13 protein-coding genes are annotated in these 13,731 nt (G+C 66.5%); 6 read left to right on the top strand and 7 right to left on the bottom strand.

Going from position 1 to position 13,731, the window contains the following annotated elements:
• Positions 1 to 17: 17 nt before the first annotated feature.
• The 6 genes from C492_RS06440 to C492_RS06415 all read right to left on the bottom strand — a co-directional run bounded on the left by C492_RS06440 (position 18) and on the right by C492_RS06415 (position 8,258).
• The gene (locus tag C492_RS06440) at positions 18 to 1,694 is read right to left on the bottom strand and encodes an aldehyde ferredoxin oxidoreductase family protein (protein WP_008421570.1); all 1,677 of its coding nucleotides are present in this window, start codon (positions 1,692 to 1,694) and stop codon (positions 18 to 20) included.
• A 183-nt stretch (positions 1,695 to 1,877) separates the two neighbouring features.
• Positions 1,878 to 2,147: a hypothetical protein gene (locus C492_RS06435; RefSeq protein WP_008421568.1), complete on the bottom strand. Its 270-nt coding sequence runs from the start codon at positions 2,145 to 2,147 to the stop codon at positions 1,878 to 1,880.
• 176 nt (positions 2,148 to 2,323) lie between these two features.
• The gene (locus C492_RS06430) at positions 2,324 to 4,129 is read right to left on the bottom strand and encodes a midas domain-containing protein (RefSeq protein ID WP_008421566.1); all 1,806 of its coding nucleotides are present in this window, start codon (positions 4,127 to 4,129) and stop codon (positions 2,324 to 2,326) included.
• A 165-nt stretch (positions 4,130 to 4,294) separates the two neighbouring features.
• On the bottom strand, positions 4,295 to 6,277 hold the full coding sequence (locus C492_RS06425) for an AMP-dependent synthetase/ligase (protein WP_008421564.1): 1,983 nt from the start codon (positions 6,275 to 6,277) through the stop codon (positions 4,295 to 4,297).
• A 115-nt stretch (positions 6,278 to 6,392) separates the two neighbouring features.
• Positions 6,393 to 7,313 (bottom strand): MBL fold metallo-hydrolase, encoded by a 921-nt coding sequence (locus tag C492_RS06420; RefSeq protein ID WP_008421562.1) that lies wholly within the window; start codon positions 7,311 to 7,313, stop codon positions 6,393 to 6,395.
• A 48-nt stretch (positions 7,314 to 7,361) separates the two neighbouring features.
• Positions 7,362 to 8,258, bottom strand: coding sequence for a cation diffusion facilitator family transporter (locus C492_RS06415; protein ID WP_008421560.1), 897 nt, complete (start codon positions 8,256 to 8,258; stop codon positions 7,362 to 7,364).
• Between the two features lie 253 nt (positions 8,259 to 8,511).
• Between C492_RS06415 and C492_RS06410 the strand changes: the two genes are divergently transcribed.
• The 5 genes from C492_RS06410 to C492_RS24475 all read left to right on the top strand — a co-directional run bounded on the left by C492_RS06410 (position 8,512) and on the right by C492_RS24475 (position 10,960).
• Positions 8,512 to 8,922 (top strand): CrcB family protein, encoded by a 411-nt coding sequence (locus C492_RS06410; RefSeq protein ID WP_008421558.1) that lies wholly within the window; start codon positions 8,512 to 8,514, stop codon positions 8,920 to 8,922.
• Positions 8,919 to 9,353, top strand: coding sequence for a fluoride efflux transporter CrcB (gene crcB, locus C492_RS06405; RefSeq protein WP_008421556.1), 435 nt, complete (start codon positions 8,919 to 8,921; stop codon positions 9,351 to 9,353). The genes C492_RS06410 and crcB overlap by 4 nt, the downstream gene beginning before the upstream one ends.
• A gap of 123 nt (positions 9,354 to 9,476) precedes the next feature.
• Positions 9,477 to 10,046 carry a magnesium transporter gene (locus C492_RS06400; RefSeq protein WP_008421554.1) on the top strand — a complete coding sequence of 190 codons (570 nt, stop codon included), beginning with the start codon at positions 9,477 to 9,479 and terminating at the stop codon, positions 10,044 to 10,046.
• The gene (locus C492_RS06395) at positions 10,046 to 10,624 is read left to right on the top strand and encodes a magnesium transporter (RefSeq protein WP_008421552.1); all 579 of its coding nucleotides are present in this window, start codon (positions 10,046 to 10,048) and stop codon (positions 10,622 to 10,624) included. Before C492_RS06400 ends, C492_RS06395 begins: the two co-directional genes overlap by 1 nt.
• 195 nt (positions 10,625 to 10,819) lie before the next feature.
• The gene (locus tag C492_RS24475; protein WP_169333435.1) at positions 10,820 to 10,960 is read left to right on the top strand and encodes a hypothetical protein; all 141 of its coding nucleotides are present in this window, start codon (positions 10,820 to 10,822) and stop codon (positions 10,958 to 10,960) included.
• A gap of 4 nt (positions 10,961 to 10,964) precedes the next feature.
• Here the strand turns inward: C492_RS24475 and C492_RS06390 are convergent, their stop codons facing one another.
• Positions 10,965 to 12,233 carry a potassium channel family protein gene (locus tag C492_RS06390; protein ID WP_008421550.1) on the bottom strand — a complete coding sequence of 423 codons (1,269 nt, stop codon included), beginning with the start codon at positions 12,231 to 12,233 and terminating at the stop codon, positions 10,965 to 10,967.
• A gap of 110 nt (positions 12,234 to 12,343) precedes the next feature.
• On the opposite strand from C492_RS06390, the gene serS reads away from it, so the two are divergent.
• Positions 12,344 to 13,723 (top strand): serine--tRNA ligase, encoded by a 1,380-nt coding sequence (gene serS / locus C492_RS06385; protein ID WP_008421548.1) that lies wholly within the window; start codon positions 12,344 to 12,346, stop codon positions 13,721 to 13,723.
• Positions 13,724 to 13,731 lie beyond the last annotated feature (8 nt).

The following is a 13,731-nucleotide window of genomic DNA, read 5'->3' as shown; positions in this document are numbered from 1 at the left end:
GAAAAGCGGACGGCGACTCAGTCGTCGGCCGGCGCGGCGCTCAGCTGGTCGTCGGCGACCGTCCCGTCGTCGTTCCAGCCCCGCACCTCGTAGTACTCCGAGAGCGCGGCGTCGAAGTCGGGGAGCTCGTAGGGCAACGCGTCGTCCTCGCGGTCGAACCCGCGCTGATTGTTGAAGTGACGCTCGAGGGCGACGACTCGTCCGCCGATCTCGAGCAGCTCCTCGTAGTCGGCGTCGAGCAGGGTCGACAGGCGGTCCTCGTCGACGAAATCGCGCGAGAACTTACAGAGGACGGCGCTGTCCTTGATCGCGTTGACGTTCTCGAGCTCGACGACTTTCGGGGGTTTGTCCTCGAGGCCCTCCTTCTCGAAGGCCCGCTCGGAGTCGACCAGCGGGTACTCGTAGGGGTAGAACTCGGCGTACATGTGGTCGGCGCCGCGGTTCGAGGTGGCGAAGGCCAGCCCCTGCCCGTTCAGCGCCCGCCCGTCGTGGGCGGGGAACTCGAGCCCCTTCACGGACCAGTTCTCGACGCCGAGGTCGTCGTGGACGCGGTCGACCCCCTCGGCGAGGTCGTCGCCGACGTCCTCGCGGTAGGCGATCTTCTCGACGAGCTCGTGGATCAGGTCGGCGTTGCCGAACTCCGCCTCGCTGGCGAGGTAGGCCGCGACGGTGTCGCCACAGGAGATCGTGTCCAGACCGAGCTCGTCGCAGAGCTTGTTCGACTGCATGACGTCGACGATGTCGTCGACTCCCGAGTTCGGGCCGAACGCCATCACGGTCTCGTACTCCGGCCCCTCGGTCTCGAGGCCCGACTCCTCGTCTCTGGTGGGAAGTTTGCAGGCGAACGCACACGCCGAGCAGGTTCCCTTCTTGTACTTCTTCTCCTCGACGCGGTCGCCGCTGACGCCCTCGGCACCCTCGAAGGACAGCTCCGAGAAGTACCGCGTCGGCAACGCCTCGACGGTGTTCGCGAACTCGGTCATCGAGGAGGTCCCCTGCCGTTTCATGATGTGATCCGACTGGGCGGCCTCGCCGTGGATCTCCATCTGCAGCGGCGGAATCTCGACCTCGCGAGTCGAGTCGCCGTCGAAGGTGATCGCCTTGACGTTTTTCGACCCCAGGACCGCGCCCAGTCCGCCGCGACCGAACGCCCGCTCCTCCGAGGTCATGATCGAGGCGAACCGGACCTCGTTCTCGCCGGCGGGACCGACGACGACGGTGTGTTCCGATTCGAGGCCGTGCTCGTCCTCGATGTACTCGCAAGTCTCGGGGACCGTCGCCTCCTCGAGCTCCGGCACCGCCTCGAACTCGACGCTCTCGTCGGTGACGTGGACGATCACGAGTTCGTCGCTGGCGCCGGTGACCTCGAGGGCGCTGTAGCCCGTTCCCGTAAAGTTCCGCGAGAGGAAGCCGCCGGCGTTCGAGGAGAGTAATCCCTCAGTGAGCGGCGAGACCGCGGTCGCCGACATCCGCCCGGTGAAACTCATCGTCGAGTGCTGGAGCGGTCCCGTCGCGAAGTAGAGCCGATTGTCCGCCCCGAGCGGGTCGGCGTCGAACGGGATGCGGTCGTGGGCCAGCTTCGTCCCGAGCGCGCGTCCGCCGATGAACGACTCGAGGACGTCGTCGACGTCCTCGGCCGACGAGGTGCGGTCCTCGAGGTCGATCGAGCACAGCGGTCCGTGAACGTGGTTCATACTGTATACGGTATATCGATCCCCATAAAACAGTTACTGTATACGGCATTATCGGTGCTCTCGGGACAGGTCTCCTTCGTCCTCGTGGGCGGCGTTCGGCCGGGACGGCCGGCGACGATAACAGGAACTGAACGTCACTGCACACTCATCGCCGGACTGCACTGCGATCGGTGTGTGGATGGTTCAGCTCCGACGATAGCCCTCCAGGGAGGCGTCGGCGGGGAGGTGGAGTTCGTCGTCGAGGACGACCTGCAGGCGATCCGTCGCGAACAGGCGATCGATCTGGTCGTGCGTGAACGTGCCGTCGCAGTCCTCGCCGACGAAGGTCACCCGTTTGGAGGTGCGTTCGACGACAGTCGCGAGCGCGCTGCCGGTCCGGTAGTGGTACCGGATGGTCGTTCCGAGGTGGAGGGTCTCCGCGGTGAGGGCGAGCGATCGTCCGTGTGGAACCATATCCGTTCCAGGCGGACAGTCGATATAATTCTTGTGTACTAACGCTTGTAATTATATTGGGTATCGAGACGTCATCCGACAGTCCCGCTCTCTCCCCCGGATACCGCGTACACTGTCTTCACAGAACTAATCAGAAATAACTACAGTCCCCGTTTTGGAGTGCTGTTCGACCGTAGTCAGCCGAACAGACCGATTCCGAACTCGCCGCTCGCGTTGCTCGAGCCGTTGGTCGCGCTCGGTCCGCTCTCGTTTTCGCCGTCGTCGGAGGCGTTCAGTTCGGGTTCGGCGACGGGATCGGCCGTTTCGTTGGAATCGCTCGAGTTCGGTCGGTCGTCGGGAGTGGACGAGTTGGCCCCGGTCTCGTTACCGTCTTCGGTGCCCGTCACGTTCTCGGAGTCGGTCTCGTTACCGTCTTCGGTGCCCGTCACGTTCTCGGAGTCGGTCTCGTTACCGTCTTCGGCGCCCGTCACGTTCTCGGAGTCAGTCTCGTCTCCGGTATCCGTCCCGTTCTCCGCGTCCGTTCCGTTCTCGGGATCGGTCTCGTCTTCGGTTTCCGTTTCGTTCTCGGGATCGGTCACGGTCTCGTTCTCACCGTCCGTCCCGTTCTCGACGTTCGTCTCGTCCCCACTCTCCGCCCCGTCACTCGAGTTGGACTCGGTACTCTCGTTTCCGCCGTTACCGCCGCCGTCACCGTTTCCGCCGGTGCTATCTTCGTCCTCGTCGTTTCCGCCGTCTGCAGAGTCGTTACCGTTTCCCGTATCGCCTCCGCTTTCGTCGTCGTTACTACCACCGCTTTCGTTGCTGCCGTCTCCGTTTCCCCCGTCGGTTTCGCTATCGGTGTCGGTACTGTTCCCGTTGCTACCGTTCGCGCCATCGCCGTTCCCGCCACCGCTCTCGTTGCCGCCGCCGTTTCCGCCGTCGTCGCTGTTACTGCCGTCGTTGTCACCGTTCCCGCTATCGTCGCCGTTCCCGCCGTCGCTGTTGCTCTCGTTTCCGGAGTCCTCGCCCCCGGTATCGTTGTTATCGTCGCCGTTTCCGCCGTCGTCACCGTTCCCGGAGTCGTCGCTGTTTCCGCCGTCGTCACCGTTCCCGGAGTCATCGCCGTTTCCGGTGTCGTCGCCGTTTCCACCGTCGTTGTTCCCGCCATCGTCGCCGTTTCCGCCGTCATCCGCGTCGTTGCCGTTTCCGCCGTCGCTGTTACTCTCGTCTCCGGTATTGTTGCCGTCGTCGCTGTCGTCGCCGTTTCCGGTGTCGTCGCCGTTCCCGGAGTCATCGCCGTTTCCGCCGTCGTCACCGTTCCCGGAGTCATCGCCGTTTCCGGTGTCGTCACTTCCGCTGTCGTCGCCGTTTCCGGTGTCGTCACTTCCGCTGTCATCGCCGTTTCCAGAATCGTCGCCGTTTCCGCTATCGTCGCTCGAGTCGTCCTCGGAGCCGTAGGACTCTTCGTCCGGATCCGTGATGACGAGTTCGTACGCCGCGGTGTCCTCGCAGTTGTTGAGCGGGAAGGAGTAGACGGCGCGTTCGCCCGGCGCGGGACTGTCCTCCTCCCTGTAGAGGGCGGTCGCGAGTTCGGAGCCCTCGCCGTCGAAGATCCGGGCTTCCATGTCGATGGCGAACTCCCCGTCGGTCGTGTTCTCGAGCATGACGTGGACGTTACACTGGTCGCCCGGCGGATCGGACGCCCAGGTGTAGGTGTGACGGCGGGCGACGAGCGAATCCTCGAGCGAGGCGGAGATGAGGACCTCGCCGGGGATCGACTGGTCCTCGTACTGGTCCTGTTCCTCCTCGGACCCGTCGTCCGTCGACTCGTTCCCCTCGGACTCGTTCCACTCCGCCGGACCGTCTCCCCCTTTGGCCTGCTCGTCGTCCGAATCGTTCCCGTTCTCGCCGTCGGACTCGTCCCCGAGGGCGCCACACCCCGCGAGAATAGCCGAGATCGATACCCCCGCAGCCGTGCCGAACTCACGCCGATTGAGATCCATGTAACACTCCTCCTGACCGCTCGCCGTCGGTTCGCTGACGATACATCTAGTTCGGTTGTACCCTTCGGCGCTCCTCCGTGTTTAGCCCGTCGGATCGCCGAGGAAGCACTTGGTTCGCTGATACTATCGGACGAGAACTATTTCTTCTGCAGGCACTGGCAACCGTCAGTGAGAGACCGGATCGAGACGATCGTCGCGGTCCTCGGCGTAGATCCGATCGATCCGATCCTCGAACCGCTCGAGGATGACGCGACGTTTCTTTTTCATCGTCGGCGTCAGCATGTCGTTTTCCTCGGTGAACTCCCGCGGCACGAGCTCGAATCGCTTGATCGTCTCGTGGCTCTCGAAGTTCTCGTTGACCGCCGCGACCGTCTCGCCGACGTACTCCCGGACGCGGTCGTCGTCGCACACCGCCTGGGGGTCCTCGGGGAGGTCGATCCCCCGCTCGTCGGCCCACTCGCGGATGTGATCCGTGTTCGGAACCAGCAGGGCGCCGACGAACTTCTCGCCGTCGCCGACGACCAGACACTGTTCGACGACCTCGCTGGCCGCGAACGCGTCCTCGATCGGCCCCGGCGCGACGTTTTTCCCCGTCGAGAGGACGAGGATCTGCTTGACCCGATCGCGGAACTCGATGTAGTCGTCGGGCCGGAGGTGGACGATGTCGCCCGTTCGGAACCAGCGGCTGCCGTCCGCTTCGAAGAACGACTCCGCCGTGGCCCCCGGCTTGTTCCAGTAACCTTCCGCGACGTTCGGCCCGCTGACCAGGAGTTCGCCGACCTCGCCGGGGTCGGCGAACGTCTCCTCGCCGGTTACCGACTCGTCGACCCGGACGTCGACGCCGGGCAACGACGGTCCGATCGTCCCGATCCGCGGCTCCTCGGGCGGGTTGACCGAGACGACGGGGGCCGTCTCGGTGAGCCCGTATCCCTCGTAGATCGGCAGCCCCATCGCGTGGTACAGCGTGCACAGTTCCTTCGAGAGGCTCCCGCCGCCGCTGATCAGGAGTTCGATCTCGCCGCCGAGCGCCTCGCGGACGCTCGAGAAGACCAGCCTGTCGGCCAGCGACTGCTTCGCGCCGAGGACGGGCCCGGGGTCGTCCGCCCGCTGGTACCGGACGCCGACATCGGTCGCCCACTCGAAGATTCGCTTTTTCGCACCCGACTCGCTGGCCTGCTCGCGGATCGTGTCGTAGATCTTCTCGTAGACGCGGGGAACGCTGGTCGCCGTATCCGGCTGGACGGTCCCGAAGTCCTCCTTGAGCGTGTCGGTGCTCTCCGCGTAGGCGATGCAGGCGCCGCTTGCAAACAGCAGGAAGTGGCCCGCAGTGCGTTCGAAGACGTGCGCCAGCGGCAGGTACGAGACCGACTGGACGGTCTCGTCGATCACCGGGAGTTCGTCGTCCTTGTCGGGGCGTGGCCCGTACCGCTTGCGGATCTGGTTGACGTTCGACCGGAAGTTCCGGTGGGTGAGCTCGACGCCCTTGGGCTGTCCCGTCGTTCCGCTCGTGTAGATGAGACTCGCGAGGTCGTCCATCTCCGGGGTATCGAGCCACTCCTCGTAGGTCTCGAGGTCGAACGCGTCCTCGCCGCGGTCGTAGACGTCGGCCAGCGTCAGGACGTCGTCGCGGTCGTCGTACCCCTCGAGGCGGTCCATCGAGACGATGAACTCGAGGTCGAGTTCGTCCTCGACCTCGAGAACGCGCTCGAGCAACGCCTCGTTCTCGACGACGACCGCGTCGGCGTCGGGATCGTCGAGCAGGTACCGGACCTGATCGGGCGAGGAGCCGGTGTAGACGGTCGTGACGACCGCACCCGCCGAGAGCAGCGCGAAGTCGGTCTGGGCCCACTCCATGCGCGTCTCGGCGAAGATGCCGACCCGATCGCCCGGCTCGATACCCAGCTCGCGAAAGCCCGCCGCGAGGTTGCGGACAAGGGCTCGCATCTCGGTGTAGGAGATCGGCCGGAACGAGCCAGGGTCGGCGGGCTCGAGGACGGAGTCGGTCAGCGAGCGGTCGTAGATCCCGCCCTTGTACCGCTGGGCTGGCCGGTTGGGGTAGCGCTCGACGGCGTCGTCGAACAGCCGACCGAGCGTCGTTTCGCCGATGACCTCGTCCTCGTACTCCCGTTCGGCGTCCCGCCAGTGCATACCCGCATAACAGTACCTCCCGATCGATAAAACGTGATGAAACTGAACGCATCTGTCACCCCGTTTATTCGTCTTTAACGGCGACGACGACGGCGAAAACGGTCGACTCCGGCAGTCAGTCCCGGTGATCCAGGTAGCCGAGGACGCCTCGGACGTTCATGCCGGCCTCGGCGCCGGCCTTGTGCTCGCCCCAGGCGTCGCCCAGATCCGACCTGGAGGCGAAGTAATCGACGACGGCCTCGTCGTCCTCGAGTTCTCCGCGTTTCGCCTCGACGTTTCGGACCCACTCCTCGAGGACGGTCGCGTACTCCTCGAGGGCCGCCTCGGCGTCGTCGCCGACGTAGCGCGGGCCGAAGTGAGCGTAACAGAGCACGTCGGGGTCGATCTTCTGGAGGGTCTCGACGTCCTCGAGGCAGCGCTCGAGGTGGAAGTTCGACGGCGGCGAGGTCTCGACGATCTCCTCGCGCTCGGGCACCCAGATCCCCGCGGCGTCGGCGGTAAAGACCGCGTCGTTCTCGGGATCCTCGAAGACGACCTGGTGGGGAGCGTGGCCGGGGGTCTCGTGAACCCGGAGCTCGTGGGTTCCGAGGTCGACGGCGTCGCCGTCCTCGACCTCGACGATTCGGTCCTCGGGGACCGGTTTCGGCTCGACGTAGTACTGCCACTGGTCGCCGACGGCGGCCTTCGTGCCCGCGACCAGTCGCGAGGGATCCGCGAGGTGGTCGGTGCCGATCGGGTGGACGTACACCTCCGCGTTGGGACAGGCCTCCGCGAGGTAGCCCGCGCCGCCAGCGTGGTCGAGGTGGATGTGCGTCACCGCGATGACCTCGAGTTCTTCGGGGGCGATGCCGATCTCCTCGAGGGCCGCGAGGATCCGCTCGTAGTTCGTCCCGATCCCGGTGTCGACGATCGCGGGTCGATCGTCGTCTATAACGTAGACCGCGCCGTACCCGCCGGTCTCGTACATTCCCGTATCGACGTAGTAGAGGTCCGAACAGTCGCCGGCCGTAACCTGACGGACGTCACCGATTTCCATACCGGTAGGCCGTGGGCAGATGAAATAAAAGCTGGCGTCCCGGCCAGGCTACCGGTCGCGCTGATCCTTCCACTCGCCGATTCCCGACGGATCGAGGTGGACGTGGGCGTCGCCGACGTCCTCGAGTCCACGGAGGCTCGCCACCAGTTCCGACTCGACGTCGTGGGCCCGCCGGAACGGCATGTCGCCGTCGACCTCGACGTGGACCTCGACCTCGAGGACGGGCCCGTCGTAGAAGACGGTGAGGTCGTGGATTCCCTCGACGGCGGGGTGGTCCTGGAGGATCTCGGTGATCGCCGCCCGCTTCGTCGGTCCCGGCGAGGCGCCGACGAGGTAGCCGACGTTCTCGCGGCCGATATCGACGCCCTGGTAGATGACCAGCAGGCTGACGAGCCCGCCGGCGATGGGATCGAGCAGCGGCTGGCCGAGCAGGACGCCGAAGACGCCGACGACCGCGGCCAGCGAGGTGTAGATGTCGTTCAGGCAGTCCGCGGCAAGCGCCTCGAGCGCGGTCGACTCGAGCCTCTCGTTGACGGCCTCGGTGTAGCGGTAGACGAGGTACATATCGACGATCGCGAACCCGAGCGCGCCGAGAAGCAGGAGGCTGAACGCGACGTCGACGCCGTAGAAGATGCCCCGTGCGGACTCGTACAGCAGGTTCAGTCCGAGGACGGCGATGACTGCGCCGACGAACAGCGCCGTCAGCGGTTCGATCCGTTCGTGGCCGTGGGGGTGGGTATCGTCCGGTTCGTCGAACGTGCTCCGCCCCCAGACGAGCACGACGAGGCTCGCGACGAGGTCCGCGACCGAGTGGGCCGCGTCGGCCACGAGCGCGACGCTACCGAAGGTCAGCCCCGCGGCGCCCTCGACAACGATCTTCACGACGTTGCCGAGGACGTTCGCCCACGACGCTCTCGCGAACCCGCCGCGTCCGTCGTCGACCATACGCCGTTTAGAGACAGTCTAAACTTGGATCTTTTCCTTCTCGGTTACGAGCCCGGTTTCCGCAACCGTCATGTAGGTCGTGCGAGAACGATCCGTCGATCCGGGCGATGGGGCCCGCCTGTCACAACCGCCGGCGACTCGTTCACCGCGTTCGCGGCTGCGTCCCGCCCGCAGCCGCGTCCCGCCTCCGCAGCCCCCCGGCGTCCGCGCGTGGACGACCGAACGACCGGCTGACGGTCCCTTCCAGTCAGCCATGACCGACCACCCGCTCGTCCGACTCGAGACGCTCGCGCTGATCGCGATCGGCGGTTTCGCCGGCGCGAACCTCCGGTTCTTTACGACCGGCCTGTTCTCGGACGTCCTCGCCGTCTTGCTCGTCAACGTCGTCGGGAGCTTCCTGCTCGGCTTCGTCGTCTACGAGGCCCAGTACGTCGGCGTCGTCGACCGGAAAGCGAGGCTGGTGTTTACGACCGGCTTTCTCTCCTCGCTGACGACCTACAGCACGTTCGCGGTTCAGACGGCCATCGCCGCCGAGCCGTGGCTGCTCGTCGGTATCGTCGTCGCCAACTACGGACTCGGCTTTACCGGCGTGCTCGCGGGCCGAGAACTCGCCCGCAAGGTGCGCGACTGGCGACCGGCACCGACCGGCGGTGAGACGGCGTGATCGATCCGTCGGATCTGACCGCGCTTCTCGAGGTCGTCCACGCCCTCGAACCCGTCCTCGAGGACGGCGCCCTCGAGTTCGAGGCCGCCCACCTCGTCGGCGGCGGCGGCGCGGTCGGAGCGATACTCCGGTACGCCGTCTACGAACGGCTCTCGGACGACCGCTACCCGTGGCCGACGCTCGTCGTCAACGTCGTCGGCAGCTTCGTCCTCGGGGCGGTGACGTTCGCGGGTATGGGCGAGTCAGCGATTCAGCTGGTCGGAATCGGCGTCTGTGGCTCGTTCACGACGTTCTCGTCGTTCTCGGTCGAGACGGTGCAACTCTACGAGCGCGGCGACCGCAGGCTCGCGGTCGCGAACGCCGTCGGCAACCTCGCGCTCTCGCTCGCGGCGATCGGACTCGCGTGGGTGGTCGCGAGCGCGGCGCTATAACGGGGCCGCCCGGGCCCCGTTTCGTTTTCCCGCGCTCTCCGCCGAAAAGCGCACTTCGAGACCCGAGCGACGGCGTACCGTCCGCTCCGGTAAGTTTAACAAGAAACTGAGAAACGTACCGGTATGAGCGCACGGGAGGAGTTCTGGTCGATCTACCGCGAGGCGCTGCCGATCCTGCTGGTCGCCCTCGGCGGCGGGCTGTTCGCCGGGATCGTGCTCGAGGGGATGGTCGGGAGCGTCGAGCGGTTTCCGGGACTGTTCGTGATGATCCCGGTCTTTCTCGCCACGCGGGGCAACGTCTACGGGGCGCTCGGCGGGCGGATCTCGAGCGGGCTCCACCAGGGATTGATCGAGCCGACGTTCGAGCGCGACGAACGGCTCGTGAACGCGGTGGCCGCCTCCTTTATCAACGGAATCGGTATCTCGGTCGTGATCGGGGTTCTCACCTGGCTCGCGCTGTTGATCCTGGGCTGGGAGGTCGCCGCGCTCTACGAGCTGGTCGCGATCATGCTGATCGCCGGCGTCCTCACCTCCGTCGTGCTCATCTTCGGACTGCTGGCGCTGATCTTCGCCGGGTTCGAGTCCGGCTACGATCCCGACAACCTCGTCGGCCCGATCGTGACGACCCTCGGCGACATCTTCGGGATGCTGTTCATGCTGTTCGCGATCGGCCTCGTGGAGGTGCTCGCCTGATGGACTCTCCCCGGGGCTCGCTCGGCTCCTGGGAGCTTCGCAGCATTGTCGGCAACATGTTCCCGCTGCTGGTCGTCCTCTGCGTGATCGTTCTCTGGGCCGGGATCACCCTCGAGGACGCCCAGGAGATGCTCGAGCAGTACGGCATCCTCGCGCTGATGGTTCCCACGATGGTCGACATGGGCGGGAACCTCGGCGCGATTCTCTCCTCGCGGCTCTCGACGCGGCTCCACCTCGGGACGACCGACTTCGATCCGCGGGACCGGGAGCTGTGGGCGAACGTCGGCGCGATCCTCGCGCTCGCGGCGACGATCTTCACGGCGCTTGCGTTCGGCGCCTACCTGCTCGGCGGCCTCGTCGGCTCGGCGCTCCCGCTGACGACGCTGCTGACGATCGCGCTGGTCAGCGGCCTGTCCGTCGCCGTCATCGCGGTCGTGTTCAGCTTCGCGACGACCTACGCGTCCTATCGACTGGGCGTCGATCCCGACGACACGACGATTCCGATCGTCACGAACGTCGTCGACGTCTTCGGGATGGTCATCTTTATCGGCGTTTCCGCGCTCGTTCTCGGGTTCTGAGGGGGAACCGGGCTCCGCTCAGAGAGCGGACGGACCGAGAGGAGAGCCCGCGTGTGCCGTTCGTCCGTCGAGCGTCTGACTGAGCTTCAAGTGTCGGCGCGTGGGCAGTACGCACATGAGAGCCGAATCGATCCGCGACGAGCGAGACCGGCGTCCCGTCCTCCGAGACGCGACGCGCCCGAGGGAGACGACGCGATGAGCTGGGTCACGGGCCTCCTTCCGACCCGAGAGCGGCGGCGGACGACCGTCCCGTTCGCCCTCGCGGTCGTCGTCGTCGCCCTCGCCGCGGTGCTCTACCTCGAGCTCGTCGCGACGCTGCTCGCGTACGCCGGCTGACGTCCTACCGGGCCGTCGCCGCCGCGAGCTCCTCGAACGCCTCCGCGGCCGTCCGCGTCCCCTTCGAGATGAGGACGTCCCCCTCGCGGATCTCCGCGTCGGCGTCGCCGACGAGCAGCCACCCCTCGTCGGGGCGCCGAATGGCGATCACGGACATCGTCGGCTCGGTCTCGGGGACGCCCGCGGCGATCGTCGTTCCGTCGAGGGTACTTCCCGACTCGACCTCGATGCGGGCGATGATCTCGTCGCTCTCCCCGACGGCCATCCCGACGACGGGGTGGACCTCGATCTCCCTGAACACCCCTTCGCTGAGGTCGAGCGCGGCGTCGCTGATGACCTCCGTGCTCGTCCCCAACCGGATGAGCCCCCGCAGCGCGACCGGGTCGGGGGCGTCCCCGGCCGCCCGGAGCGTCCAGGCCTCGAACCGGGACTGCATCGCGTCGACCTCGACCTCGAGGTTCCGGACCTCCTCGGCGAGCCCCTCGCTGTCGAACAGGACGCTGCTGTAGGCCAGATCGATCGCCAGCTCCGAGAGGTTTTTCATGTGAACGATCGTGTCCACGGCCCGTTCGAGATCGTCGACGTCCGGCGTCTCGACCGCGGGACCCTCGTAGGGCGACCCCGTCAGCGTCTCGTACACCCCCTCGATCGCCGCGTCCGGACCGCGGAGGAAGGCGACGTCGTCGGGAGCGATCGTCGTCGTCGGTCCGGGGTTGAGCAGCCAGTCCTCGTCCCCGGCCCCGCCGGAGCCGGAGGGGTCGTCGGACGACAGCCGACGCCCGCCGCGCCGGAGCGCGATCACGCGAACGCCGGTCTCGGACTCGAGGTCGATATCCTGCAGGGTTCGATCGGCGTACGGGGAGTCCGCGTCGACGACGCCGCGGACCAGGACGCCCGCGGCCTCGGGCAGCGCCGCGCGCATCGCCTCGGGCAGTCCCATCTCCTCGAGGACGATCTTCGCGATGTCGCCGGCGGCGTCGCTGATCGTTCCCGTCGCGGCGACGATCCCCAGTACCGGCGCGAGCTGTTCGGCGTCGCCGGGGTTTCGCGAGGCCATCAACAGCCCCATCCGGGCGCGCATCTCGAGGACGTCCATCCGTCGCTCGAGGCGAAGCACCTCTCGGGCGAGATCCTCGTTGCGGTGGAGGACGGCCGAGTAGGAGAGGTCGATCAGCAGCTCCGCGGTATCTTTCATCTCCACGAGCACGTCCTTGACGCTGACGGGCTCGTACTCGATCGACACCGGCGACGGCTCGTCCCCGAACGGATCCATGTCCTAGTCCTCCGACCCCCGTCAAAAAAACGTTTCCCGCTACGGAGCCCCGGTTCACGTGAGGCCGCCTTCCGACACGGTTTTGGACCGGCGCGGAGAACCCACGGCCAATGATCGATCGGACCCTCCTGCGCGAGGACCCCGACGCCGTCCGCGACGCGCTCGAGAACCGCGGTGCCGACGTCGACCTCGACGAGTTGATCGAGATCGACGAGCGCTGGCGGGAGCTGAAAGCCCGCGGCGACGAGTTGCGCCACGAGCGCAACCAGGTAACCGAGCGGATCGGGAAGCTTGTCGCCGAGGGGAAACAGGACGAGAAGGACGAGGCCATCGAGCAGTCGAAGGAGCTCAAATCCGAGATCGAGGACGTCGAGGAAGAGGCGACCGATCTCGGTCGCGAACTCCGGGAGCGGATGCTCGAGGTCCCACAGATTCCCGACGAGAGCGTCCCGCTCGGCCTCGACGAGCGACACAACGTCGAGGATCGACGCTGGGGGTTCGACGACCTGCGCGTCGACGCCGACGATATCACCCCCCACTACGAGCTCGGCGAGGAACTGGACATCATCGACGAACAACGCGCCGCCAAGACCACGGGGTCGGGCTTTTACTTTCTGAAGGGCGACGGCGCCCGCCTCGAGCACGCGCTGATCCAGTTCATGATGGACGTCCACCGCGAGCAGGGGTACGTCGATCTGTTCCCGCCGGTTCCGGTCAACAGTCAGTCGATGCGGGGCACCGGCCAGCTGCCGAAGTTCGCCGACGACGCCTACCGGCTGGGCGGGAGCAACGAGGAGGCCTACGAGGACGACGACCTCTGGCTCTGTCCCACCGCCGAGGTCCCGGTGACCAACATGTACGCCGACGAGATCCTGCTCACGGACGACCTTCCGCTCAAACACCAGGCCTACACCCCCAACTTCCGGCGGGAGGCCGGCGAGCACGGCACCGAGACCCGCGGGATCGTCCGGGTCCACCAGTTCAACAAGGTCGAACTCGTCAACTTCGTCGAGCCCGAGGACAGCTACGACCGCCTCGAGGAACTGCTCGAGGAAGCCGAGGAGGTCCTGCGACGGCTCGAGCTTCCCTACCGGATCCTCGAGCTCTGTACCGGCGACCTGACCTTCGCCTCGGCGAAAACGTACGACATCGAGGTCTGGGCGCCCGGCGACAACATGGACGACGGCCCCGACGAGGGCGGTCGCTGGCTCGAGGTCTCGTCGGCGTCGAACTTCGAGGATTTCCAGGCTCGACGCGCCGGGCTGCGCTACCGACCCGAGCGCCACGAGTCGGCCGAGTACCTCCACACGCTCAACGCCTCGGGGCTCGCCCTGCCCCGCGTGATGGTGGCGATCCTCGAGTACCACCAGAACGAGGACGGCACCGTGACGATCCCCGAGGCGCTGCAGCCGTACATGGACGGCCAGGAGGTCATCGAGGGCCACGAGAAGGTCGGCGAGAGCGCGCTGGGCGCGGGCGAGCGGGAGTGAACCGCGGC

Source organism: Natronococcus jeotgali DSM 18795 (assembly GCF_000337695.1).
Classification (GTDB): domain Archaea; phylum Halobacteriota; class Halobacteria; order Halobacteriales; family Natrialbaceae; genus Natronococcus; species Natronococcus jeotgali.
The sequence above is the reverse complement of the archived record's forward strand: the minus strand, read 5'-3'. Positions and strand labels throughout refer to the sequence as shown.

Bases quoted from the DNA above. Each gene is read 5' to 3' on its own strand.
- C492_RS06420 (WP_008421562.1), bottom strand. From the start codon at position 7,313: ATGGAAATCGGTGACGTCCGTCAGGTTACGGCCGGCGACTGTTCGGAC.
- C492_RS06415 (WP_008421560.1), bottom strand. From the start codon at position 8,258: ATGGTCGACGACGGACGCGGCGGGTTCGCGAGAGCGTCGTGGGCGAAC.
- C492_RS24475 (WP_169333435.1), top strand. From the start codon at position 10,820: ATGAGCTGGGTCACGGGCCTCCTTCCGACCCGAGAGCGGCGGCGGACG.
- C492_RS06435 (WP_008421568.1), bottom strand. From the start codon at position 2,147: ATGGTTCCACACGGACGATCGCTCGCCCTCACCGCGGAGACCCTCCAC.
- C492_RS06395 (WP_008421552.1), top strand. From the start codon at position 10,046: ATGGACTCTCCCCGGGGCTCGCTCGGCTCCTGGGAGCTTCGCAGCATT.
- C492_RS06400 (WP_008421554.1), top strand. From the start codon at position 9,477: ATGAGCGCACGGGAGGAGTTCTGGTCGATCTACCGCGAGGCGCTGCCG.
- C492_RS06390 (WP_008421550.1), bottom strand. From the start codon at position 12,233: ATGGATCCGTTCGGGGACGAGCCGTCGCCGGTGTCGATCGAGTACGAG.
- serS (WP_008421548.1), top strand. From the start codon at position 12,344: ATGATCGATCGGACCCTCCTGCGCGAGGACCCCGACGCCGTCCGCGAC.
- C492_RS06430 (WP_008421566.1), bottom strand. From the start codon at position 4,129: ATGGATCTCAATCGGCGTGAGTTCGGCACGGCTGCGGGGGTATCGATC.
- C492_RS06410 (WP_008421558.1), top strand. From the start codon at position 8,512: ATGACCGACCACCCGCTCGTCCGACTCGAGACGCTCGCGCTGATCGCG.
- C492_RS06440 (WP_008421570.1), bottom strand. From the start codon at position 1,694: ATGAACCACGTTCACGGACCGCTGTGCTCGATCGACCTCGAGGACCGC.
- C492_RS06425 (WP_008421564.1), bottom strand. From the start codon at position 6,277: ATGCACTGGCGGGACGCCGAACGGGAGTACGAGGACGAGGTCATCGGC.